The 22528-nt window shown below is 66.0% G+C and carries 19 protein-coding genes; 1 reads left to right on the top strand and 18 read right to left on the bottom strand.

The window, feature by feature from the left end; translation table 11 throughout:
• Window positions 1-285: 285 nt before the first annotated feature.
• The 3 genes from rluB to E1J61_RS24140 form a co-directional block, all read right to left on the bottom strand.
• Window positions 286-2175, bottom strand: a complete 1890-nt coding sequence (rluB, locus tag E1J61_RS24130) for a 23S rRNA pseudouridine(2605) synthase RluB (protein ID WP_133096491.1) — start codon at window positions 2173-2175, stop codon at window positions 286-288.
• A gap of 5 nt (window positions 2176-2180) precedes the next feature.
• Window positions 2181-3047 carry an SMC-Scp complex subunit ScpB gene (gene scpB / locus E1J61_RS24135; RefSeq protein WP_133096492.1) on the bottom strand — a complete coding sequence of 289 codons (867 nt, stop codon included), beginning with the start codon at window positions 3045-3047 and terminating at the stop codon, window positions 2181-2183.
• 557 nt (window positions 3048-3604) lie between these two features.
• Window positions 3605-4366: a sulfite exporter TauE/SafE family protein gene (locus E1J61_RS24140; protein ID WP_133096493.1), complete on the bottom strand. Its 762-nt coding sequence runs from the start codon at window positions 4364-4366 to the stop codon at window positions 3605-3607.
• A 77-nt stretch (window positions 4367-4443) separates the two neighbouring features.
• Here E1J61_RS24140 and fnr point away from each other — a divergent pair, with 77 nt between their 5' ends.
• On the top strand, window positions 4444-5169 hold the full coding sequence (gene fnr, locus E1J61_RS24145; RefSeq protein ID WP_063238060.1) for a fumarate/nitrate reduction transcriptional regulator Fnr: 726 nt from the start codon (window positions 4444-4446) through the stop codon (window positions 5167-5169).
• A gap of 60 nt (window positions 5170-5229) precedes the next feature.
• Here fnr and E1J61_RS24150 read toward each other — a convergent pair whose 3' ends face one another.
• The 15 genes from E1J61_RS24150 to E1J61_RS24220 form a co-directional block, all read right to left on the bottom strand.
• A complete protein-coding gene (locus tag E1J61_RS24150; RefSeq protein WP_029046193.1) occupies window positions 5230-5475 on the bottom strand; it encodes a hypothetical protein in 246 nt (81 codons plus the stop codon).
• Entirely contained in the window at window positions 5472-5681 is a 210-nt protein-coding gene (locus E1J61_RS24155) for a FixH family protein (RefSeq protein ID WP_133096566.1), read from the bottom strand. Before E1J61_RS24155 ends, E1J61_RS24150 begins: the two co-directional genes overlap by 4 nt.
• 35 nt (window positions 5682-5716) lie before the next feature.
• Window positions 5717-7189, bottom strand: a complete 1473-nt coding sequence (ccoG, locus tag E1J61_RS24160) for a cytochrome c oxidase accessory protein CcoG (protein WP_133096494.1) — start codon at window positions 7187-7189, stop codon at window positions 5717-5719.
• Between the two features lie 49 nt (window positions 7190-7238).
• Complete coding sequence (gene ccoP / locus E1J61_RS24165; protein ID WP_133096495.1) at window positions 7239-8156, bottom strand: cytochrome-c oxidase, cbb3-type subunit III; 918 nt, start codon at window positions 8154-8156, stop codon at window positions 7239-7241.
• Window positions 8157-8158: 2 nt separating this feature from the next.
• The gene (locus E1J61_RS24170) at window positions 8159-8323 is read right to left on the bottom strand and encodes a cytochrome oxidase (RefSeq protein WP_010809472.1); all 165 of its coding nucleotides are present in this window, start codon (window positions 8321-8323) and stop codon (window positions 8159-8161) included.
• 3 nt (window positions 8324-8326) lie between these two features.
• The gene (ccoO, locus tag E1J61_RS24175) at window positions 8327-8992 is read right to left on the bottom strand and encodes a cytochrome-c oxidase, cbb3-type subunit II (protein WP_133096496.1); all 666 of its coding nucleotides are present in this window, start codon (window positions 8990-8992) and stop codon (window positions 8327-8329) included.
• Window positions 8993-9010: 18 nt separating this feature from the next.
• The gene (gene ccoN, locus E1J61_RS24180; protein ID WP_133096497.1) at window positions 9011-10459 is read right to left on the bottom strand and encodes a cytochrome-c oxidase, cbb3-type subunit I; all 1449 of its coding nucleotides are present in this window, start codon (window positions 10457-10459) and stop codon (window positions 9011-9013) included.
• Between the two features lie 164 nt (window positions 10460-10623).
• Window positions 10624-10770: a cbb3-type cytochrome oxidase assembly protein CcoS gene (gene ccoS, locus E1J61_RS24185; protein WP_063238066.1), complete on the bottom strand. Its 147-nt coding sequence runs from the start codon at window positions 10768-10770 to the stop codon at window positions 10624-10626.
• Between the two features lie 7 nt (window positions 10771-10777).
• Window positions 10778-13333 (bottom strand): heavy metal translocating P-type ATPase, encoded by a 2556-nt coding sequence (locus E1J61_RS24190; RefSeq protein WP_133096498.1) that lies wholly within the window; start codon window positions 13331-13333, stop codon window positions 10778-10780.
• A 115-nt stretch (window positions 13334-13448) separates the two neighbouring features.
• On the bottom strand, window positions 13449-14546 hold the full coding sequence (gene zapE / locus E1J61_RS24195; protein WP_133096499.1) for a cell division protein ZapE: 1098 nt from the start codon (window positions 14544-14546) through the stop codon (window positions 13449-13451).
• Between the two features lie 89 nt (window positions 14547-14635).
• Entirely contained in the window at window positions 14636-16060 is a 1425-nt protein-coding gene (lpdA, locus tag E1J61_RS24200; protein WP_133096500.1) for a dihydrolipoyl dehydrogenase, read from the bottom strand.
• A gap of 106 nt (window positions 16061-16166) precedes the next feature.
• On the bottom strand, window positions 16167-17405 hold the full coding sequence (gene odhB / locus E1J61_RS24205) for a 2-oxoglutarate dehydrogenase complex dihydrolipoyllysine-residue succinyltransferase (protein ID WP_133096501.1): 1239 nt from the start codon (window positions 17403-17405) through the stop codon (window positions 16167-16169).
• A gap of 85 nt (window positions 17406-17490) precedes the next feature.
• Window positions 17491-20343 (bottom strand): 2-oxoglutarate dehydrogenase E1 component, encoded by a 2853-nt coding sequence (locus tag E1J61_RS24210; RefSeq protein ID WP_133096502.1) that lies wholly within the window; start codon window positions 20341-20343, stop codon window positions 17491-17493.
• A 321-nt stretch (window positions 20344-20664) separates the two neighbouring features.
• Window positions 20665-21420, bottom strand: a complete 756-nt coding sequence (gene ugpQ, locus E1J61_RS24215) for a glycerophosphodiester phosphodiesterase (RefSeq protein WP_133096503.1) — start codon at window positions 21418-21420, stop codon at window positions 20665-20667.
• A 1-nt stretch (window position 21421) separates the two neighbouring features.
• Window positions 21422-22525, bottom strand: coding sequence for a sn-glycerol-3-phosphate import ATP-binding protein UgpC (locus tag E1J61_RS24220; protein ID WP_133096504.1), 1104 nt, complete (start codon window positions 22523-22525; stop codon window positions 21422-21424).
• Window positions 22526-22528: the final 3 nt, after the last annotated feature.

Here is a 22528-nt window from a genome sequence, read left to right on the forward strand (position 1 = left end):
GCCATCAACACCGTTGGCAGGCAAACCCGCCGCTGCCGTCCGGGACGACCCTGCTGCAGTGCTGCCTGTCCGCCATCCCGCACGCGCCGGGGCGCGGGACCGAATTCGGGCGAACCAAAAAAAAATGGGCGCAATGCCCATCATTCGCCCACCCTCGGCGAGGATGGCTTTTTGAATAGACTTGAATTATACGCGGATTATGTCGAAAAGGCAAAAGCCAGACATACTCGCGGATTACGCGCCGCGCCGGCGGGTCGTCACCCCGCCGTGCGCGGCATCAGGCACTCAGCGATTGCCGCCGCGATTGCCCCCGCGGCTGCCTCCGCGATTGCCACCACCGCCGCCGCCACCACGCTGGCCGCGGTTTCCGCCTGCCTTCGCCGCCTTCGGCATGACGTTTCCGTTCGCCTCGCCGCCGCCACGACGCTGCGGCTTGCCTTGCCCGCCAAGCCCGGCGCCACCGCCACCACGCGCCTGGCGCGCGCCGGTGCCGCGGCCGCCGCCAAGGTTGGCCGCGTGCGAGGTCAGCAGCGTGGGGCCGTGGCTGATGTAGCCCATCGACGTCTTCATCGGATCCGGCTGGCCGCCGCGGCTGCCGCCCCGCGCACCGCCCTGCTCGTAGCGCGGCAGGCCGTCCATGCCGGTATGCATCGGCATGCCGGCAATCGCCGCTTCGGTACGCTGCTTGCGCCCGCCGACCTTGGTCGCGCCCTTGCCGGACTGCTCGCCCTTGCCCGGCACCTTCAGGCCGACGGCGGTCATCAGCGCCTTGACGTCATTGGGCTCGACCTCCTGCCAGCGGCCGCGCTTGAGGCCGCGCGGAAGCAGGAACTGCCCGTAGCGCGTACGGATCAGGCGCGACACGGTCAGGCCGACCGCCTCGAACATGCGCCGCACTTCGCGGTTGCGGCCTTCGGTCAGCGCCACGTGGTACCACTGGTTGACGCCCTCGCCGCCGCCGTCCGCGATGCGCAGGAAGTTGGCCTCGCCGTCGTCCAGCTTGATGCCGTGCAGCAGGCGCTGGCGGTCGGCTTCGGCCAGCTCGCCCAGCGTGCGCACCGCGTATTCACGTTCGACGCCGTAGCGCGGGTGCATGAAGCGGTTGGCGATATCGCCCGAGGTGGTGAAGATCAGCAGGCCCTCGGTATTGAAGTCCAGCCGGCCAATGGCGACCCACTTGCCGGACTTGATGCGCGGCAGGCTGTCGAACACGGTCGGACGGCCTTCCGGGTCCGACTGGCTGACGATTTCGCCGGCCGGCTTGTGGTACAGCAGCACGCGCGGCGGCTTGGTCGAGACCTTGCGGTGAATCAGCTTGCCGTTGACGCGCACCTGGTCGGCCGGCAGGATGCGCTGGCCGATATGCGCCGGCAGCCCGTTGACCGAGACCCGTCCCTGCAGGATCAGCTCTTCCATTTCGCGGCGCGAGCCCAGGCCGCCCTCGGCCAGCACCTTGTGCAGCTTCGGGGCGTCGTCCTCGGCCGACAGCTCACGCACCGGCTTCGCCTTGGTGCGCGGGATGACCGTGTCTTCCTTGTCGTACTGCTCGGAAATCACGAAGCGGAACAGGTCCTCGCTGCTGGCCGCGGCCTTGTCGCCACCACCCTGGCCCTGGCCCTGGCCCTTGCGCTGGCCCTGCGGCTTGGCACCCTCCTTGCGGCGGCCCTGCGGCTGCCGGCCGGCAGCGCCCTGGCCCTCGGCCGGAGCGGCTGACTTGCCGCTGCGCGGGTTCGGCTTGCGCTTGCGGGGCGCCTGCTCACCCTTGTCCGCCCTCTCGGCTCTTTCGGCTTTCTCGCCGCTTTCAGCCTTGTGCGCCTTGTGCGCCTTGTCGGCCGGGGCCTGCGCCGACTGGCCGCCATCGCCCTGAGCCGGCTTGCGCTTGCCGCGGCCGCGCTGGGCACCGCGCCCGCCGGCCGCCGCTGGCGCCGGGGCCGCTTCCGCGGCGTCGCCGGGCATACCGGCCTCGGCGCCTTCGGCGCGGCCGGCATCGCGATCTTGCGTGGCCTGGCGGCGCGACGCCACCAGGTTCCTCAGCCCGCGGCGCAGCCCCTTGCGGCGGGGCGCGGCTTCGCTGCCCGATCCGGGTTCGGCGGCGCCGGAATCGGCGGGTGCGCCCGCATGGCGGGTGTCTTGCTCAACGGAATCAGACAAGATATTCACTATCGGATGTTGCATGTTGTTCAGTTCGGCACGCGTTCGTCGTGCTCGCTCGGGTGCGGCGAGGCGCCGTCTTCCGGCAGTTCAGCCCGTGCCCCGTCCGGATCGGAATCGGCAGGATTGCCCAGCTCGGTTGGATCGCCTTCGGCACCCAGTTCCTCCGCCCCATGCTGGTGCGGCTGCAGGTCGAATCCGTTGGCGACTGCGCCGTCGGCGGACGCCTGGCCGGCGTCCGTGGCTTCGGGCTCGCCTGTGGCGGATGCCTCGGGCCGGGCCGGCTCGGCAAACGCCTCTTCATCGGCACTGGCAGGCTTGCCTGCCGCCAGCGCCTCGAAATCGATGGCCTGCTGGTCCAGCAGCGTTGCCTGCGCCTGCGCCTGGGCATCCTCGAGCGGGGGCAACTCGTCCAGCGTGCGCAGCCCGAGGTCGTCCAGGAACGCCTTGGTGGTGGCATACAGGGCCGGACGCCCCGGCACGTCGCGGTGCCCGATCACCTCGATCCAGCTGCGGTCTTCCAGCTTCTTGATGACTTCCGTGCTGACCGTCACGCCGCGGATTTCCTCGATATCGCCACGCGTCACCGGCTGGCGATAAGCGATGATCGCCAGCGTCTCCATCACGGCGCGCGAGTATTTCGGCGGCTTTTCCGGATTCAGGCGATCAAGGTATTCACGCATCTCGGGGCGGCTCTGGAAGCGCCAGCCGCTGGCCAGCGACACAAGCTCCACGCCGCGCGGGCGCCAGTCCTGGCGCAGTTCCTCCAGCAGCACGCGGACGGTGTCCGCGCCGACGTCGTCGGCGAACAACCGTCGCAGATCATTGACGCGCAAAGGCTCCTGCGCGCAGATCAGCGCCGTCTCGAGGACGATCTTCGCCTCTTGGGTATTCATGTTGATGGTGTGCAGCCTGTCTTTGCACCTGCTCCCGGACGGATCCGGGGCACCGGAGATTTTGGATACAGCGATGCCAATGCCATCGCCATCTCATTGCGCAGCTCACCCGGATGCCTGCTGCATCCAAGCCGTGCACTTCCCTTTCTTTGCATCGAGTTGCCGGGTCACTCCGGCAGGAGATCGTTCGCATGCCGCCATGGGCCGGTCAGCGAACCTCTTGCGTGGCGCGTCCGCACAACGGACGCCGCTGTCGGCGAACTGAACGCCTCGGACGCAAGAAAAACGGGTATCGGGAGCAAGGCCGGCATCTCCAACACCGCAGTGCCAGCCGGGCTTTTGAACCAGATCATTTGAACCGGATGGACCGTGGGACGGGCCGGGAATCGAACTACCAACACTCCCCGCCGCCCTGGGCGCACCTTCTGGCAGGAAGGCCGCTGGCGCTGCTCGCCGCTGCTTACAAAACACCGCGCGATACCGCAATGCTGGCGATTGTATGGCATTCCCGCCCTCGCCCGCAACCACCATCCGACGCGCCGAGCGCCGCATACGTCTCAAAAGACCAGGCAGAAACCCTGCTCTGCCAGCGAATGTGGCAACAACACCGCGCGCGCCAGACCAAGGGCCCCGAACACCATGACCGCCACGCCCGCGCCCACGCGCACCGCGCGCCGCCGCGACAGGCTGCGCAGGTAGCCGGACAGCCCCGACAGCACCAGCAGGTTGGGCAGCGTACCGATGCCAAACACACCCATCACCAGCGCACCGGAACCGGCATTGCCGGCGAGCAGCGCCAGCGTCAGCGCTCCATAGACCATGCCGCACGGCACCAGCCCCCACGCCAGGCCAACACCATAGCGCCTGGCAAGCCCCCCATGCGCACGCACGAAGGTGGGCATGGCGCCGCCGCCCAGCCGCCCAAGCTGCCGCGCCAGCACGCTGCCTGCCCGCACCGCCAGCCGCTCGAGCCACGCGACGGTAAAGGCATTGCCGCGCAGCACGCGCCAGCCCGACCACAGCAGCATGGCACTGCCGGCACCAAACAACCAGCGCTGCAACGGCAGGTAGTCCTGCTTCCAAGCGCCGGCGCCAATCGCGCCCAACAGCGCGCCAAGCAGCACATAGGTCGAAATCCTGCCCAGGTGCATTGCCAGCAACTCGCCGGCCCAGGCAGCGCGGCTACGCACGAAGGTCAGGGCCGCGACGCCGCCACGCGGCTGTTCAACCGCCAGTGCGATGCCGCCACACATTGCCGCGCAGTGCACGCCGCCCAGCAATGCCAGCATAAAAACGCTAATTAGTACACCAAATGGCAAATCTGACTCCCTGCCTCATCACATCGCACGGTAAAATGGCGGGGTCGCGCCCTCGCATCCACTCTTGCAGGTCCCAATTGCTCACCTCCATTCCAATCACTGAGATGTCGCCCCGTTGCTCCACTTGCGCGATGGGGCAACTGTGCCTTCCGGTTGGCATGTCCCAGCAAGACCTCACCAAGATGGACACGCTGGTGCAGGAACGCATCCGGGTCCATAAGGGTGAGACCTTGTATCGCATGGGCGATCCCCTCACCGCGGTTTACGCCGTTCGCTTCGGCACGCTGAAGACCCATGTCACGACCGAAGACGGCCGTTCACAGATTACCGGTTTCCACCTGCCAGGCGAAATCGTCGGCCTCGACGGCCTCGGTGAGATGCAGCACGCCTCGGACGCCACCGCGCTGGAAGATACCGAGGTCTGTGTAGTCCGCCTTGGGGACCTGCAGACGCTGTCTGCAGACCTGCCTTCGCTACAGCATCAGTTCCTGCGGCTGATGGGCAAGGAAATCACGCACGACCAGATGATGCTGGTGACACTCGGTTCGATGCGCGCCGAAGAACGCCTGGCCGCTTTCCTGATCAACCTGTCTGAGCGCCTGTCGGCGCGCGGCTACTCGTCGACCGAATTCGTGATGCGCATGAGCCGCGAGGAAATTGGCAGCTACCTGGGCCTGAAGCTGGAAACCGTCAGCCGCCTGTTCTCGCGTTTCGCTGAAGCCGGCCTGATCCAGATTCGCCAGCGCCACGTCAAGCTGGTGGATCTCGCCGGCATCAAGCAGCTCTACAGCCGTAGCTGCTGACCCTTCCCACCACCCGCCGCTTTGCGCCTGCGCCGCGCGGGGCGGCGCAGGCATCGGCATTCACTCCAACTCGTCGGTATCGCTGAGCCGCGTCGGCATCGTGTACAGCGTCAACCCGCTGGACAGCGCGCAGAAGATCCACGCTAGCAGGAAGCTCATCGTGTAGATCGATTCGCGCGACGCCTCGATCGGATGCCCGAAGAACTTCAGATCACCGGGGTCCACGACCGAGAACACCGTCGCGGTGGCGAAGCCCGCCATCAGGAACCCGGGCCACAAGACCCACATCAGCCAGCGCAACCTCATGGCTGCCTCGCTGCGCTCGGCTGAGGCCGCACCGCCTCGGCCTTCTCGACCACCAGTCCATGGCGCGCTGCGCCCTGCACCGGCACGTCAGGATGCGACGACGCAAGCCAGATGGTGACGCCGCACGCCACCATCGCGACCAGCGGGCCGCTCATCAACAGCCACGGCCACGGCTCTTTCCACCACGGATTGCCTTGCTGATTCATCATGCCCCCTTGAGTTCTGCACCGAGCGCCTGGCGTCACAGGTCGCGCGGCACGATAAAGCTGGTGCTCTGCCGGATCTCGGCGTTGCCCTGCTCCGATCCTTCGCTGGTCACCGTCACGCTGATCTTGTGCGTACCCTGCGCCGCGTCTTCGATCGGCACGCGTATGCGGATCGGCAACAGCCGGTTCGAGGTCGGCGCCAGCGATTCGGCCTGCTTGTCATATTCGACCGTCAGGTGCTTCAGCTCGTCGCTGTCGGCTCGCACGCTGATGTGCATCGGCCCCTCGGTCGTGTTGATCAGCTGCAGGCGATACACATTCTCGATCCAGCGGCCTTCGACCTCCCGGCCCAGCGCGCCGCGGTCGCGGATGATGTCCACCTTCAGCGGCGTGCGCAGCGCGATCGAAGCCACAAAGCCAGCGAGCAGCGCGACCCAGATCACGGAATAGATGATGACACGCGGACGCAGCAGGCGCTTGCGCGATGCTGCCGCGGACAGCGCCTTGCGCATGGCATTCTCCGAGGTGTATCGGATCAGCCCGCGCGGGTAGGACATCTTGTCCATGACCTGGTTGCAGGCGTCGATGCACGCGCCGCAGCCGATGCATTCATACTGCAGGCCATCGCGGATATCGATGCCGGTCGGGCACACCTGCACGCAGATGCTGCAGTTGACGCAATCGCCCAGGCCCGCCTGGCGATGGTCGGTCTTGCGCGAACGGCTGCCGCGCGGCTCGCCCCGGCCGACGTCGTAGGTCACGACGTAGGTGTCGCGGTCGACCATCACGCTCTGGAAACGCGCATACGGGCACATGTACTTGCACACCTGCTCGCGCATGAAGCCAGCGTTGCCCCAGGTGGCGAACGCATAGAACAGCATCCAGAACGTCTGCCACGGGCCCAGCGACAGGCTCGCCAGCTCGCCACCCAGCTCACGGATCGGCGCGAAGTAGCCGATGAAGGTGAAGCCGGTCCACAGCGCGATCAGTACCCACAGGAAGTGCTTGGTGGCCTTGATACGCAGTTTGCGCAGGCTCCAGGGGTCGCCGTCGAGACGGATGCGGGCGATCCGGTCGCCTTCGATCCGCCGCTCGATCCACATGAAGATCTCGGTATAGACCGTCTGTGGACAGGCGTAACCGCAGAACAGCCGCCCGGCGATCGCCGTGAACAGGAACAGCGCCAGCGCCGAAATGACCAGCAGCACGGCGAGATAGATGACATCCTGAGGCCACAACACCAGCCCGAAGATGTAGAACTTGCGTTCGCCAAGGTCGAACAGCACGGCCTGGCGTCCGTTCCACTGGAGCCAGGGCGTGCCGTAGTAGATCAGCTGCGTGAAGAGGACCAGCCAGACGCGCCAACTGGAGAAAGCGCCCGTAACGGAGCGCGGATAGATCTTGCGGCGGACCTCGTACAGCGTTTCATCCGAGGTCTCGGCAGGCGCAGCGGCCGACCGCTGGCGGTCGGCCGCCCGGGCCATTTCTTCGGTCCCGGGTGCGTTCATGGATGGTTTCTCCTGCGGGCGGCCCGCGCCCGCTCAGATGAGTCGCCTGTCATTGGCCGGCACCCCCGCCGGTATTCGACAGACCCCAGACATAGGCCGTCAGCATGCGGATCCGCTCTGGCGTCAGGATCTCTTCATGTGCCGGCATATGGTTGTTATGCCCCTTCAGGATGGCGTCGACGATGCTGCCTTCCGAACTGCCATACAGCCACACGTTATCGGACAGGTTCGGCGCGCCCAGTGCCTGGTTGCCCTTGCCGCCGGCACCGTGGCAAGCCGCGCAGGTCGACTTGAAAGTGCTCTCGCCACGCGAGGCGCGGATGGGATCCGAAGACAGCCCCGACAGCGAGCGGACATACTGCGCCACGTCGCCTGCCAGCTTGCCGTCGATGGTGGATGCGAACGGCGGCATCACGCCATTGCGGCCCTTGGCAATGGTCTGCTGGATGGTCTCGGGTTCGCCGCCATACAGCCAGTCGCCGTCCGTCAGGTTGGGAAAGCCGCGGCTGCCGCGCGCATCCGAACCATGGCATTGCGCGCAGTAGTTCAGGAACAGCCGCTGGCCAATTTCGCGCGCCTGCGGATCTCCAGCCACCTGCTTGACATCCATCTTCAGGTACTTGGCATAGATCTCGTTCTGCATCTGCTCCTGCGCGGCACGATGCGCGGCCAGTTCGCCCTGCGTCGAGAACTTCAGCACGCCTGAGTACTTGCCCAGACCCGGATACAACACGAGGTAGACCAGGCCGAAGATACAGGCCAGCAGGAACATCCACATCCACCAGCGCGGCAGCGGGTTGTTCAGTTCGCGCAGGTCGTCGTCCCAGACGTGGCCGGTGTCGTCGCCCCCGCTGGCGGTCTTGGTGATCTTGCGTTGCGAGAACAGCAGCCATACGCACCAGACGATGCCGACGAGCGCGATCGCGGCAATGTAGTAACTCCAGAAATCGGAAAAGAAATCGCTCATGGCTAGGTGTTCCGGCTCGATGTTGTCGTGGTTTCGTCAGGCAGCGCGAACGGCAGCATGGCGGATTCCCGGTTGGCGGCCTGCCGGCCGGCCGACCACGCCCACCAGCAGATGCCAAGGAAGACGACCATCGACACGACGGTCGCAATAGCGGTGATCATGGCCATGGCTTACTCCTTCGCCGGTGCAACTGCTGCAGCGGTGTCCACGCGGACATTGCGGCGGTTGGTGCCCAGAGCCTGGAGGTAAGCCACCAGCGCGTCTTCCTCGGTCTTGCCCTGGAGCTCGTCCGGCGCCTTGGCGATGTCGGCCTCGGTGTATGGCACGCCCAGCTTCGCCAGCGCCCGCATGCGCGCCTGGATATCGTTGGTCGGCAGCGCGGCCTTCTCCAGCCACGGGTAGGAAGGCATCACCGACTCCGGCACCACGTCACGCGGGTTGCGCAGGTGGATGCGTTGCCAGTCGTCCGAGTAGCGGCCGCCGACGCGTGCCAGGTCGGGACCGGTACGCTTCGAGCCCCACAGGAACGGGTGATCGTAGACGGCCTCGCCCGCGGTGGAGAAATGGCCGTAACGCTCGGTTTCGGCCTGCAGTGTCCGCACCTGCTGCGAGTGGCAGCCGACGCAGCCTTCGCGGATATAGACATCCCGGCCCATCAGCCGCAGCGGCGAATACGGCGTGATACCCGGATCCGGCTTGGTCGTGGAGTGCTGGAAGAACAGCGGCACGATCTGCACCAGACCCGCGATGCTGACCACGAGGATCGTGCAGATGATCAGCCAGCCGATGTTCTTCTCCAGCGTTTCGTGGGAAAAGAATCTTTGTTTTTCCGACATCTTTCTATCCTGGAATGATCAGTGTGCGGAGGCCGGGATGCTGGCCGGGATCGGCGCATCCACGGCACGCTTGCCGACGATGGTCTTGGCGACGTTGTAGGCCATCAGCAGCATGCCGGAGAGGAAACAGATGCCACCCAGCAGACGGATCAGGTAGAACGGGTACTTGGCCTTGACCGCTTCGACGAAGGCATAGGTCAGCGTGCCATCAGGCTGCGTGGCGCGCCACATCAGGCCTTCCATCACGCCGGCGATCCACATCGAGGCGATATACAGCACCACGCCGATGGTCGCGATCCAGAAGTGCCATTCGATCAGGCGCACGCTGTACATCTGCTTCTCGCCGAACAGCCGCGGGATCAGGTAGTAGAGCGAACCAATCGAGATCATTGCGACCCAGCCCAGCGCGCCGGAGTGCACGTGGCCGATGGTCCAGTCCGTGTAGTGCGACAGCGCATTGACGGTCTTGATCGACATCATCGAGCCTTCGAACGTGGACATGCCATAGAACGACAGCGCCACCACCAGGAACTTCAGGATCGGGTCGGTGCGCAGCTTGTGCCAGGCGCCCGACAGGGTCATGATGCCGTTGATCATGCCGCCCCACGACGGCGCCAGCAGAATCAGCGAGAACACCATGCCGAGCGACTGCGCCCAGTCTGGCAGCGCGGTGTACTGCAGGTGGTGCGGGCCGGCCCACATGTAGGTGAAGTTCAACGCCCAGAAGTGGACGATGGACAGGCGGTATGAATAGATCGGACGCTCGGCCTGCTTGGGAATGAAGTAGTACATCATCCCGAGGAAGCTGGTGGTCAGGAAGAAGCCCACCGCGTTATGGCCATACCACCACTGGATCATTGCGTCCTGCACGCCGGCATAGGCCGAGTAGGACTTCCACAGCGACACCGGCATCTCGATGTTGTTGACGATGTGCAACAGCGCGATGGTCAGGATGTAGGCGCCGAAGAACCAGTTGGCGACATAAATATGCCGTGTCTTGCGCTTGACGATGGTGCCGAAGAACACGATCGCATAGGCCACCCAGACCGCGGTGATCAGCAGGTCGATCGGCCATTCCAGTTCGGCGTATTCCTTCGAGGAGGTAATGCCCAGCGGCAGCGTGATGGCCGCGGCGACGATAACCAGTTGCCAGCCCCAGAACGTGAACGCCGCGAGCGGGCCGCAGAACAGGCGGGCCTGGCAGGTGCGCTGGACCACGTAGTACGAGGTCGCGAACAGCGCGCTGCCGCCGAAGGCAAAGATCACCGCATTGGTATGCAGCGGCCGCAGGCGGCCGAACGACAGCCAGGGCGTGTTGAAGTTGAGTTCAGGCCAGATCAGCTGTGCTGCCAGCAGCACGCCGACGGCCATGCCGACGATCCCCCAGACTACCGTCATGACAGCGAACTGTCTTACGACGCCGTAATTGAAGGTGTCGACGCGTGAAGACGCGGCAGTGACATCCATTCAGACCCCCAAAGCTTAGAGAAGAGAAAAAACCTACTGACGTTGTGACTTTAGAAAAACCCCGCCACCGGTGTGTTGATCTTTATCAAGTCGCTCAGGACCGGCAATGAACCTCGCGGCGCGGCCCCGGTCCGAGGCCGATGTCATCCCACGACATGCGCGCATCAAGGCTTGTCGTTGTCCAGCAGGATCGATTCCGCGGGCCGGTCGAGATCGTCGTACTGGCCCGCATGCAATGCCCACCACAGCGCGGCGGCGATCACGACGACGAGTACCAGGCTCATCGGCACGAGCAGGTAAAGCGTTTCCATGAGGCTCCTAGACCGACTTGCGGCCGGCGCGCAGCAGACGCCAGGCGTTGGCCACCACCAGCAGCGACGACAGTGACATGCCGATACCGGCCATCCATGCCATCACCAGCCCGGTCGCCGCCAGCGGGATCGCCACCACGTTGTAGAAAAAGGACCAGCCCAGGTTCTGCCGCACCACGCGCCGCGCCTTGCGCGACACCGCCAGCGCGGTTGCGATCTCGTCGATGCCGCCGTGTGTCAGCACGGCGTCGGCGCCGGCCTGCGCCAGCGGCGCGCCGCTGCCGATCGCGATCGAGACCTGCGCCTGCGCCAGCACCGGGGCGTCGTTGATGCCGTCGCCCACGGCCAGCACTACCGCCCCGCCCTGCTGCAGCCGCGCGACGTAGTCGCGCTTGCCCTCGGGTGTCACTTCGCCGGCGGCATGGCCGATGCCGAAGTGCTCTGCCCACCAGCGCACGGCCGCGGCGTTATCGCCGGAGACGAGGTGGCAGCGCACGCCCAGCGCACCGAGCCGCGCCAGCAGCGCGGACGTCTGCGCGCGCTCGACATCGGCCAGCACGAAGCTGGCGAGCACGCCGTCCTGTGCCGCCAGCCACACGACCGTGGCGCCGGGATGGGCCGGGCCCGCAACCGCCGGCACTGGCACGGATGAGCCGCCGCTAACGAGCCCGCGCGCGAAATCCAGCCGGCCGAGCCGCAGGCGGCGTCCGTCGACCGTGGCTTCAAGGCCCTGTCCGGGCACGTTGCGGATGCCGGTGACCGCCACGGCATGGCCCCCTCCATCGGGCACGGCCGCGAGCAGTGCGCGTGCGATGGGGTGCTCGCCGCCGCGCTCCATCGCCGCGGCCAGTGCAAGGCATTGCGCCTCGCTCAGGTCGGCCAGCGGCTGCACTGCCGCCACGGCAAAGCGTCCTTCAGTCAGCGTGCCGGTCTTGTCCAGCACCACATCGGTCACGCGCGCCAGCGTCTCCAGCGCATGGCCGCGCGTCAGCAGTACGCCGCGCCGCGACAGCGCGGCGCCCGCGGCGGCCAGCGCGGCCGGCGTGGCCAGCGACAGCGCGCACGGACAGCTGACCACCAGCACGGCGATCGTCACCAGCAGCGCGCGTGACGGATCGATCCACAGCCCCCACACCAGCCCGGTCAGCGCCGCCAGCACCAGCAGCGTCGCCACGAACCAGCCGGCGACACGGTCGGCCAGCGTGGCCAGGCGGGGCTTCTCCGCCAGTGCGCGGTCGAGCACCGCCACGATCTCGGCCAGCCGTGTGCCGGCGCCCACGCGCGACACGCGCAGCTCCAGCGGGCTGGCGGTGTTGAAGCAGCCGGCCAGCACGGTTTCACCGGCACGGCGGCGCACCGGCCGGCTTTCGCCGGTCAGCATGGACTCGTCCAGTTCGCTGGCGCCGGCGACGACGGTCCCGTCGGCGGGAACGATCTCGCCAGCCTTCACGCGGATCAGGTCGCCCTGGCGCAAACGTGCCACCGGGATGCGTTCACCCGTGGCCCCTATTCCGGCAAGCCGCTCGCAGGTGGCGGGAAGCTGGCGCGCGAGCATCTCGGCACCGCTGCGCGATGCCTGGCGCACCCGCAGTTCGAGGTAGCGCGCCAGCAGCAGGAAGGCGACGAACATCGTCACCGAATCGAAATAGACCTCGCCGATGCCGCGCACGGTGGCCAGCGCACTGGCGATAAATCCCGCGCCCACGCCGATGGCGACCGGCACGTCCATGCCCATATGGCGCTGGCGCAGGCTGCGCCAGGCGCCGCCAAAGATCGGCGATGCGGAATAGAAGACCACCGGCAACGTCAGCGCAAAGCTGGCCCAGCGCATCAGCTGCAACTGGCCGGGGTCGATGGTGGCCTCGTGCGTGTAGATCGGCCATGCGTACATCATTACCTGCATCATGCCGAGCATGGCCACGGCCATGCGCATCAGCAGGCTGCGGCGCGCGCGACGGTCCTGCTGGTCGGTGCGCGAGACCTCGAACGGCCACGCCATGTAGCCGATGCCGGCGAGCGCGGCCAGCAATCCGGCCACGGACTGCGTGCCTTCGCGCCAGCGCACCACCACGCGGCGGGTGGCGACATTGGCAACCGCGGATTCCACGCCGGGCTGGCGCGTCAGGTGCTGCTCGATCAGCCAGGCGCAGGCGGCGCAGCGGATGTTCTCCGGCGCCAGCGTGATCTCGGCGCGGCCGTTGTCGAGCGGGCGCACGAACTGGGTGCGCAATTCGGGGGTGTCATAGGCGCCCCAGATCGGCTCGGCTTCGCGCCGCGCCGCGTCGTCGATCGGACGGGCAAAGCGGGCCTCGTCACCATATAGATGGGCAAATCCGGCTGCGTGGAGGGTCTGCGCCAGGGCCTGGCAGCCGCCACAGCAGAAGACCCGGCGGGCGCCGTCCAGTTCGGCAGCCAGTGGCTCGGCCTGCGCGACGGGCAGGCCGCAATGGAAGCATGCGAGTTGCGCCCCAACAGCGGCCGTGCCAGCGTTGGCGGCAGGCGCCGCGGACGCTGCATGCAAGGCCAGCACGCTGGCGGAAGGGATGGTGGCTGGGGACGACATGGGAACCTTTTTCTACCCCCTGCAGGGTATAGGGCGGTCCCGGCATCGGCCTTGATTTAGGTCAATGCGGCCCGGCTATCGTCGCGCCGGGCCGAAATACAACGCTTGCCGACGCTCAGGTGAGCGACGTGTCCATGGTGCGGCGCTCGGATTCCAGGTACTCGCGCGACTGCATCTCGATGATGCGCGACACGGTCCGGTGGAACTCGTTGGCCATCTGCCCCTCTGTGTAGAGTTCGTCCGCCGGCACTTCTGCCGACATCAGCAGCTTGACCTTGTGGTCGTAGAAGACGTCGATCAGCCAGGTAAAGCGCCGTGCTTCCGACGACATGCGCGGCGTCATGCGCGGCACGTCGGACAGGATCACGGTATGGAACTGCGAAGCCAGCTCCAGGTAATCGTTCTGCGAGCGCGGCCCGCCGCACAGCGTGGCAAAGTCGAACCACACCACGCCATTGGCCTTGCGCAGCGAGCGCAGTTCGCGGTGCTCGATATGCAGCAGCGGCGACTCGTCGGCCACGCCGGCAATCGACGTGAAGGCATCGCGCAGCGCCGAGTTCGCGCTGGCGTCGAGCGGCGTGTGGTAAGCCTGCACCTGTTCCAGTGCGCGCTTGCGGTAGTCGATGCCGGCATCGACGTTGAGCACGTCCATCTTCTGCTGGATCAGCGCGATGGCAGGCAGCACCCGGTCGCGGTGCAGGCCGTCCGTATAGAGCAGGTCCGGCCGGTAGTTGGAAGTCATCACGAACTGCACGCCGTTGTCGAACAGCTGCTGCAGCAGGCGGTGCAGGATCATCGCGTCGGCGACGTCGCTGACATGGAACTCGTCGAAACAGATCAGCCGGAACCGGCGCGCGATGCGCCTGGCCAGTTCATCCAGCGGGTCCGGGCGGCCGCGCAGCTCTTCCAGCTGGCGATGGACCTCGCGCATGAATTCGTGGAAGTGCAGCCGCGTCTTGCGCACCACCGGCACGCAGGTATAGAAGCTGTCCATCAGGAAAGACTTGCCGCGCCCCACCCCGCCCCACATGTAGACGCCCTTGGGCACGTCGGGACGGACCAGCAGCTTCTTCAGCGCGTTGTTGCGGCGGCTCTTGTAGGCCACCCATTCGTCGTAGCACTGCTGCAGCCGCGCCACGGCACGCAACTGCGCCTCGTCGGATGTGTAGCCGCGCTCCTTCAGTTCCTTTTTGTAGTACTCAGTGACGTTCATGCTGGGGGCTCACGCGGCACGCGCCGCAAGTGAAAACGGCGCGCCGCTGGTGCGGCGCGCCGGTACTCAAACAATGCGAGGCATGCGCCTTACATATTGAGTTGACGCTTGTCGACAGCCAGCGCGGCTTCACGCATGACTTCCGACATCGACGGGTGCGGATGGCAGACGCGGCCGATATCTTCGCTGGCGGCCTTGAACTCCATCGCCACCACGGCTTCGGCGATCAGGTCCGACGCGTTGGCAGCCACGATGTGCACGCCCAGGATCTCGTCGGTCTTGGCGTCGGCCAGCATCTTGACGAAGCCATCGGCGTGACCCATGCCCAGCGCACGGCCGTTGGCCATGAACGGGAACTGGCCAGCCTTGAACTCGCGGCCTTCTGCCTTGAGCTGGGCTTCGGTCTTGCCGACCCATGCGATTTCCGGGAAGGTGTAGATCACCCACGGCACGCAGTTGTAGTCGATATGCGGCTTCTGGCCGGCGATGCGCTCGGCCACGGCCACGCCTTCGTCCTCGGCCTTGTGCGCCAGCATCGGCCCGCGCACCACGTCGCCGATGGCCCACAGGCCCGGCACCTTGGTGGCGCAGTGGTCGTCCACCTCGATGAAACCGCGCTGGTCGGCGGCCAGGCCGACAGCATCCAGGCCCAGGTTGTCGGTGTTGGGCACGCGGCCGACCGACACGATCAGGCGATCGACTTCCAGGGTCTGGGCGGCGCCGTCCTTGTCGGTGTATTTGACGGTGACGCCGTTCTTGCCGGTGGTCACTTCGCTCACGTTCACGCCGAGGCTGAACTTCAGGCCTTGCTTGGTCAGCTGCTTCTGGGCTTCCTTGGCCACGCCTTCGTCGGCGGCGCCCAGGAACGCGGGCAGCGCTTCCAGCACGGTCACGTCCGAGCCCAGGCGGCGCCACACCGAACCCAGCTCCAGGCCGATCACGCCGGCGCCGATCACGCCCAGCTTCTTCGGCACTGCGGGGAACTTGAGCGCGCCCTCGTTATCGCTGACCAGGTCGTTGTCGACCTTGATGCCCGGCAGGTGGCGGGCCTTCGAACCGGTGGCGATGATGACCTGCTTGGCGGTCACGACTTCACCGGCGATCTCGACCTGGAAGCCCTCGGCGGTCTTGCCGACGAACTTGCCGTAGCCCTTGAGCAGCGTCACCTTGTTCTTGCGGAACAGGAACTCGATGCCCTTGGTCATCTTGCCGACGATATCGTCCTTGCGCTTGAGCATCTTGGACACGTCGACCTTGACGTCGCCCACGGTGATGCCGTGGTCGGCCAGGTGGTGCTGGGCGTTCTCGAATTCTTCCGAGGAAGCCAGCAGTGCCTTTGACGGGATGCAGCCCACGTTCAGGCAGGTGCCGCCCAGGCGCGGCTCGTTCTTGGGATCGTCGTAGGCGTTGCCTTCGCAGCAGGCCACGTTCAGGCCGAGCTGGCCGGCGCGGATCGCGGCGATATAGCCGCCGGGGCCGGCGCCGATCACCAGCACGTCGAATTGTTTGCTCATGGGGATTCCTTTGTGGCACCGGCAGCGTGTGCCGGCGCGCGATCAACTCTGGAGATGCGCACCGCGCGCGCCGGCATGAACCAACGCGCGCAGGGGGGACCGTCGATTACAGGTCCAGCAGCAGGCGGGCCGGATCTTCCAGCGCGTCCTTCATGGCGACCAGGCCCAGCACGGCTTCGCGGCCGTCGATGATGCGGTGGTCGTAGGACATGGCCAGGTAGTTCATCGGGCGGATCACGATCTGGCCGTCTTCCACCACCGGGCGATCCTTGGTGGCGTGCACGCCCAGGATGGCCGATTGCGGCGGGTTGATGATCGGGGTCGACAGCATCGAACCGAACACGCCACCGTTGGAGATCGAGAAGGTCCCGCCGCTCAGCTCGTCCAGCGACAGCTTGCCGTCACGGGCCTTCACGCCAAACTCGGCGATCTTCTTCTCGATGTCGGCCAGGCTCATCTGGTCGGCATTGCGCAGGATGGGCACCACCAGGCCGCGCGGCGAGCCCACGGCGATACCGATGTCGAAATAGCCGTGGTAGACGATGTCGTTGCCGTCGATCGAGGCATTGATCAGCGGGAACTTCTTCAGCGCGTGCACCGCGGCCTTGACGAAGAACGACATGAAGCCCAGCTTCACGCCGTGTTCCTTCTCGAAGCGGTCCTTGTACTTGTTGCGCAGGTCCATCACCGGCTTCATGTTGACTTCATTGAAGGTGGTGAGGATGGCGTTGGTGGCTTGCGATTGCAGCAGGCGCTCGGCGATACGGGCGCGCAGGCGGCTCATCGGCACGCGCTCTTCCGGGCGGTCGCCCAGTGCGGCGAAGTCGACCGGAGCCGAAACCTGCTGCAGCGCCGGCTTGGCGGCGGCCGGAGCCGGGGCGGCCTTGGCGGCCGGAGCGGCAGCGGCGGCCAGCGCGTCACCCTTGGTGATGCGGCCGTCCTTGCCGGTGCCGGCAACCTGGCCAGCCGACAGGCCGGCTTCGGCCATCAGCTTGGCAGCAGACGGCATGGCCACGCCGCCTGCGGCGGCAGGAGCGGCCGGTGCCGGGGCAGCGGCGGCAGGCGCCGGAGCGGCAGCAGCCGGGGCGGCGGCACCAGCAGTGGCTTCGGTATCGATCTTGGCGATGATTTCATCGGCCACGACGGTATCGCCGTCGTTCTTGACGATGATCGACAGGACGCCTGCCGACGGGGCCGGCACTTCCAGCACGACCTTGTCGGTTTCGATCTCGATCAGGATCTCGTCCTGGGCAACGGCTTCGCCAGGCTTCTTCTTCCAGTTGAGCATGGTCGCTTCGGCGACCGATTCGGACAGCTGCGGAACCTTGACGTCAACAATAGCCATGGTTGTGAATTCCTCGTGTTATGCGTGTTGTCTTTATATCGGCAAGCCACGGCGCAGCTGCGCGCGTCGCCGTGGCTGCCTCTGATTACTTGGTCAGAACAAAGCCCTTGAGCTTGGCGAAGGCAGCTTCCAGCAGAGCCTTCTGTTGCTCGTTGTGCTTTGCGTAGTAGCCCACCGCCGGCGAAGCCGAGGCGGGACGACCGGCATAACCGAGCTTCTGGCCATCCGTCATGTTTTCCATGATGTAGTGCTGCACGAAGAACCAGGCACCCTGGTTCTGCGGCTCGTCCTGGCACCACACGATCTCGGTGGCGTTCGGATATTTCTTCAGTTCCGCGGCAACAGCCTTGTGCGGGAACGGATACAGCTGTTCCAGGCGGATAATCGCGGTGTCGTTGGCCTCGCGTTCCTTGCGCGTGTTGACCAGGTCGTAGTAGACCTTGCCCGAGCACATGATGACGCGCTTGACCTTGCTGGCGTTCAGTTCTTCCTGGTCGGCAATCACGGTCTCGAAGTGGCCCTTGGCCAGTTCAGACAGCGACGACACGGCGTCCTTGTTACGCAGCAGCGACTTTGGCGTCATGATCACCAGCGGCTTGCGGAACAGGCGGATCATCTGGCGGCGCAGCAGGTGGAAGATCTGGGCCGGCGTGGTCGGCTGGCAGACCTGCATGTTGTGGTCCGCGCAGAGCTGCAGAAAACGCTCGATACGAGCCGAGCTGTGCTCCGGACCCTGGCCTTCGTAGCCGTGCGGCAGCATCAGGGTCAGGCCCGAGGCGCGGCCCCACTTCACTTCACCCGACGAGATGAACTGGTCGATCACCACCTGGGCGCCGTTGACGAAGTCGCCGAACTGGGCTTCCCAGATCACCAGCGCGTTCGGCTCGGCTGCGGAGTAGCCGTATTCGAAGCCGAGCACGGCTTCTTCCGACAGCACCGAGTCGATCACCGTGAACGGTGCCTGGTTTTCCGACACGTTCTGCAGCGGCACGTACGAGCCGGCATCCCAGCGCTCGCGCGCCTGGTCGTGCAGCACGGCGTGGCGGTGGGTAAAGGTGCCGCGGCCGGCGTCCTGGCCGGTGATGCGCACCGGGTAGCCCGAGGACACCAGCGAGGCGAAGGCCAGGTGCTCACCCATGCCCCAGTCCAGCGGCTGGTCGCCACGGCCCATGTTGGCGCGGTCCTTGACGACCTTCTCCACCAGCGGGTGCAGCTTCAGCGTCTCAGGCGTGGTGGTGATGCGCTCGGCCAGGCGCTTCAGTTCGGTCACCGGCACCGCGGTGTCGGCGGCGTCGGTCCACTTGCGGTTCAGGAACGGCATCCAGTCCACCGCGAACTTGTTCTTGAAGTTCGACAGGACGGGGTCGGCGGTGTGCTTGCCGGCGTCCATCGCAGCGCGGTATTCCTTGACCTTCTCGTCGCCAAACTCGGCCGGGACCAGCTTCTGCGCGGCCAGCTTCTCGGCGTACACCTTGCGCGTGCCGGGGTGCTGGCTGATCTTCTTGTACATCAGCGGCTGCGTGACCGCCGGGGTATCCTGCTCGTTGTGGCCCAGCTTGCGGAAGCAGATGATGTCGACCACGACGTCCTTGTTGAATTCCATGCGGAAATCAACCGCCAGCTGCATCGCGTACACCACGGCTTCGGGATCGTCGCCGTTCACGTGCAGCACCGGGGCCTCGATCATCTTGACCACGTCCGTGCAGTACAGCGTCGAGCGGGCGTCGCGCGGGTCGGAGGTGGTGAAGCCGATCTGGTTGTTGATGACGATGTGCATCGTGCCGCCCGTGCCGTAGCCGCGGGTCTGCGCGAGGTTCAGCGTCTCCATGACCACGCCCTGGCCGGCAAAGGCGGCGTCGCCGTGCACCTGCACCGGCAGCACTTCCTTGTGGCCGACTTCGCCGCGGCGTTCCTGGCGGGCCTTGGCCGAGCCTTCCACCACCGGGTTGACGATTTCCAGGTGCGACGGGTTGAACGCCAGCGACAGGTGCACCGGGCCGCCTTCGGTCGAGACATCGCTCGAGAAGCCCTTGTGGTACTTGACGTCACCGGCCGGCAGGTCGTCGACGTGCTTGCCTTCGAATTCGGCGAACAGGTCGGCCGGCATCTTGCCCAGCGTGTTGACCAGCACGTTCAGGCGGCCGCGGTGGGCCATGCCGATCACGATTTCCTGCACACCCTTGGTGCCGGCGCGCTGGATCAGTTCGTCCATCGCGGCGATGAAGCTTTCGCCGCCTTCCAGCGAGAAGCGCTTCTGGCCGACGTACTTGGTGTGGAGGAAGCGCTCCAGGCCTTCGGCCGCGGTCAGGCGGTCGAGGATGTGCTTCTTCTTCTCCAGCGTGAAGACCGGCTTGGAACGCGTGGTTTCCAGGCGCTCCTGCCACCAGCGCTTCTGCGCCTGGTCGCTCACGTACATGAATTCGGCGCCGATGGTGCCGCAGTAGGTTTCGCGCAGGTTGTTCAGCAGCTCGCGCAGGCTCATCGACTCCTTGCCAAAGTACGTATTGCTGGCATTGAAGACGATGTCGAGGTCAGCTTCGGAAAAACCGTAGAACGCGGGGTCCAGATCCGGCAGGGGCGGACGCTCCTGGCGCTTGAGCGGGTCCAGGTCGGCCCAGTGCGAACCGATGTTGCGGTAGGCGGCGATCAGCTGGGTGGCAGCGACGCGCTTGCGGCCCATGTCGGAATCGGCCGAGGCAACGATGGTCTTGATGGGGCCTTGCTTGGCGCGCTCGGCGAACGAGGCAACGATGGGAGCGTGGGCGACATCCCGGCCGTTCGAGCCGTCGACGGCGGGAACGTTCTGCATGGCGTCGAAATACGAACGCCAGTTGTCGGGAACCGAGGCGGGATTCTGGAGGTAGGCTTCGTACAGTTCTTCGACATACGGGGCGTTACCGCCGAAGAGGTACGAATTGCTCTGGTACTGCTGCATCATGGGACGCTCACTATTCTCCGGGTATGCCGGAGTTCAGCGGGTTATTCAACCTTCCGCGACACGGCTTGACCGGTTAGCGGATTGCAAACAACTCTTGGGAGCCCAACTGAGGACCCTGCGCAAACGGCGCCACCGGGGTGCCGCATGTGCTGGCTTCCTCACAAGGCCCGAAAGGGCAAGTTGTGCGGGGAAGGACCTAAGTCTTCACGGCGGTAAGAATAGCATGTTTGCCTGAACGGGATGTGGACTTTTCGCGATGCGGAACTTCATCGCACGACAACTCGCATCGCCATCGGCGTTTTGGCAACAGCTACACAACATTCAGACGTGCGGCTCTATCTTGTCGACGGCATCGGTGATCAGCCCGTCCAGCCCCCAGCCCAGCAGTTGCGCGGCCTTCGCCGGGTCGTTCACGGTATAGCTGAGGACGCGGTAGCCGGCCGCGTGGGCGGACGCAATGACGCCCTCGTCCAGCTCTCGGTAATTCGCATCGAGTGCCACGCAGCCGAGCCGGCGCAACCGCTCGAGCCAGTCGGCCGGCAGCTTGTCGAGCAGCAGCGCTCGCGGCAGGTCTGGCGCCACGCGTGCTGCCGCAGTCAGTGTCTCTTCCGAGAACGACGACAGCAGCGGCGGCACCGCAGCGCCGGCCCACAGCGCCGCGGCATCTAGCGCGACCGCCGCGCCAGTGCGCGCTTCGGTGCCGGGCACCGGCTTGATCTCGATATTGGCCAGGAAGCCGTTGGCCTGCGTATAGCGGGCGATGGCGGCCAGCGTCGGCACCGGCTCTCCGGCCCAGGCCGGGCCGTGCCAGCTGCCGGCATCGAGCAGCGCCAACTCGCCAAGCGTCAGCGCATCGACCCTGCCCTTGCCGCTGGTGGTGCGGTCGAGCGTCGCGTCGTGCATCAGCACCGGCTTGCCGTCGGCAGTCAGCTTGACGTCGAACTCGAACATCCGGTACCCAAAGGCGGCGCCGTGGCGGAACGCGGCGAGCGTGTTCTCGGGCGCCAGCTTGCCCGCGCCGCGATGCGCGATATGGCGCGGGTACGGCCAGGACTGGGTGTCTGCGATGGCTGGCATGTCAGGCCTCGATGCGCTTGCCGGTATCCGGCGCGAAGAAATGGAGGTGGTCAGGCGACGAGGTCACAGGCAGGCGGTCGCCTGCGCTCACGCGCGCATGGCTCTCCAGCCGCACCACCACCGGCTGGCCGCCGAGCGAACCATAGGCGAACGAGTCGGCGCCGAGCGCCTCCACCACGCGCACATCGACCTCGGCGATGGCCTCGTGCGCGGCGCACGGCTCGATATGTTCCGGCCGCAGTCCCAGCAACGCCTGTTCGGGCAGGTGCAGTCCCATCGGCAGGTGGCCGAGCGTGGCGGGAGCGCTGTCGGCGCCCTCCTTCGCCACCACCCGCATCTGCGCGCCACCATTGCCCGCGCCGTTGCGAACCACCGGGATCAGGTTCATCGGCGGCGAACCGATAAAGCCCGCAACAAAGGTGCTGGCCGGCTTCGAATAGACTTGCAGCGGCGTGCCGATCTGCTCCACGCGGCCCGCGTTGAGCACCATCATGCGGTCGGCCAGCGTCATCGCCTCGACCTGGTCGTGGGTCACGTACAGGCTGGTGGTGCCGAGGCGGCGATGCAGGTCCTTCAGTTCCAGCCGCATCTGCACGCGCAGCTTGGCGTCGAGGTTGGACAGCGGCTCGTCGAACAGGAACACCGCCGGCTCGCGCACGATGGCACGGCCCATGGCCACGCGCTGGCGCTGCCCGCCCGACAGCTGGCGCGGCTTGCGGTCCAGCAGCGGCGACAGCTCCAGGATGCCGGCGGCATGCTCCACGCGCTGCTGGATCTCGGCCTTGGCCATGCCGCGGATCTTCAGGCCGTAGGCCATGTTGTCGTACACGCTCATGTGCGGGTAGAGCGCGTAGTTCTGGAACACCATGGCGATGTCCCGCTCGGCCGGCTCCAGGTTGTTGACGATCTTGTCGCCGATATGGATCTCGCCCCCGGTGATGGTTTCCAGCCCCGCCACCATGCGCAGCAGCGTTGACTTGCCGCAGCCCGAAGGGCCGACGATGACGATGAACTCGCCGTCGGCGATTTCCATGTCGATGCCGTGCACCACCTGGGTACCGCCGGCGTAGGTTTTCTGAACGTTGCGAAGCGACAGTTTTGCCATTGC

Source organism: Cupriavidus sp. L7L (assembly GCF_004353535.1).
GTDB lineage: Bacteria > Pseudomonadota > Gammaproteobacteria > Burkholderiales > Burkholderiaceae > Cupriavidus > Cupriavidus oxalaticus_A.

Excerpts from the sequence above, each read along its gene's own strand:
- rluB (WP_133096491.1), bottom strand. The coding sequence starts at position 2,175 with ATGCAACATCCGATAGTGAATATCTTGTCTGATTCCGTTGAGCAAGAC.
- scpB (WP_133096492.1), bottom strand. The coding sequence starts at position 3,047 with ATGAATACCCAAGAGGCGAAGATCGTCCTCGAGACGGCGCTGATCTGC.
- E1J61_RS24150 (WP_029046193.1), bottom strand. The coding sequence starts at position 5,475 with ATGAGGTTGCGCTGGCTGATGTGGGTCTTGTGGCCCGGGTTCCTGATG.
- E1J61_RS24155 (WP_133096566.1), bottom strand. The coding sequence starts at position 5,681 with ATGAATCAGCAAGGCAATCCGTGGTGGAAAGAGCCGTGGCCGTGGCTG.
- ccoG (WP_133096494.1), bottom strand. The coding sequence starts at position 7,189 with ATGAACGCACCCGGGACCGAAGAAATGGCCCGGGCGGCCGACCGCCAG.
- ccoP (WP_133096495.1), bottom strand. The coding sequence starts at position 8,156 with ATGAGCGATTTCTTTTCCGATTTCTGGAGTTACTACATTGCCGCGATC.
- E1J61_RS24170 (WP_010809472.1), bottom strand. The coding sequence starts at position 8,323 with ATGGCCATGATCACCGCTATTGCGACCGTCGTGTCGATGGTCGTCTTC.
- ccoO (WP_133096496.1), bottom strand. The coding sequence starts at position 8,992 with ATGTCGGAAAAACAAAGATTCTTTTCCCACGAAACGCTGGAGAAGAAC.
- ccoN (WP_133096497.1), bottom strand. The coding sequence starts at position 10,459 with ATGGATGTCACTGCCGCGTCTTCACGCGTCGACACCTTCAATTACGGC.
- ccoS (WP_063238066.1), bottom strand. The coding sequence starts at position 10,770 with ATGGAAACGCTTTACCTGCTCGTGCCGATGAGCCTGGTACTCGTCGTC.
- E1J61_RS24190 (WP_133096498.1), bottom strand. The coding sequence starts at position 13,333 with ATGTCGTCCCCAGCCACCATCCCTTCCGCCAGCGTGCTGGCCTTGCAT.
- zapE (WP_133096499.1), bottom strand. The coding sequence starts at position 14,546 with ATGAACGTCACTGAGTACTACAAAAAGGAACTGAAGGAGCGCGGCTAC.
- lpdA (WP_133096500.1), bottom strand. The coding sequence starts at position 16,060 with ATGAGCAAACAATTCGACGTGCTGGTGATCGGCGCCGGCCCCGGCGGC.
- odhB (WP_133096501.1), bottom strand. The coding sequence starts at position 17,405 with ATGGCTATTGTTGACGTCAAGGTTCCGCAGCTGTCCGAATCGGTCGCC.
- E1J61_RS24210 (WP_133096502.1), bottom strand. The coding sequence starts at position 20,343 with ATGATGCAGCAGTACCAGAGCAATTCGTACCTCTTCGGCGGTAACGCC.
- ugpQ (WP_133096503.1), bottom strand. The coding sequence starts at position 21,420 with ATGCCAGCCATCGCAGACACCCAGTCCTGGCCGTACCCGCGCCATATC.
- E1J61_RS24220 (WP_133096504.1), bottom strand. The coding sequence starts at position 22,525 with ATGGCAAAACTGTCGCTTCGCAACGTTCAGAAAACCTACGCCGGCGGT.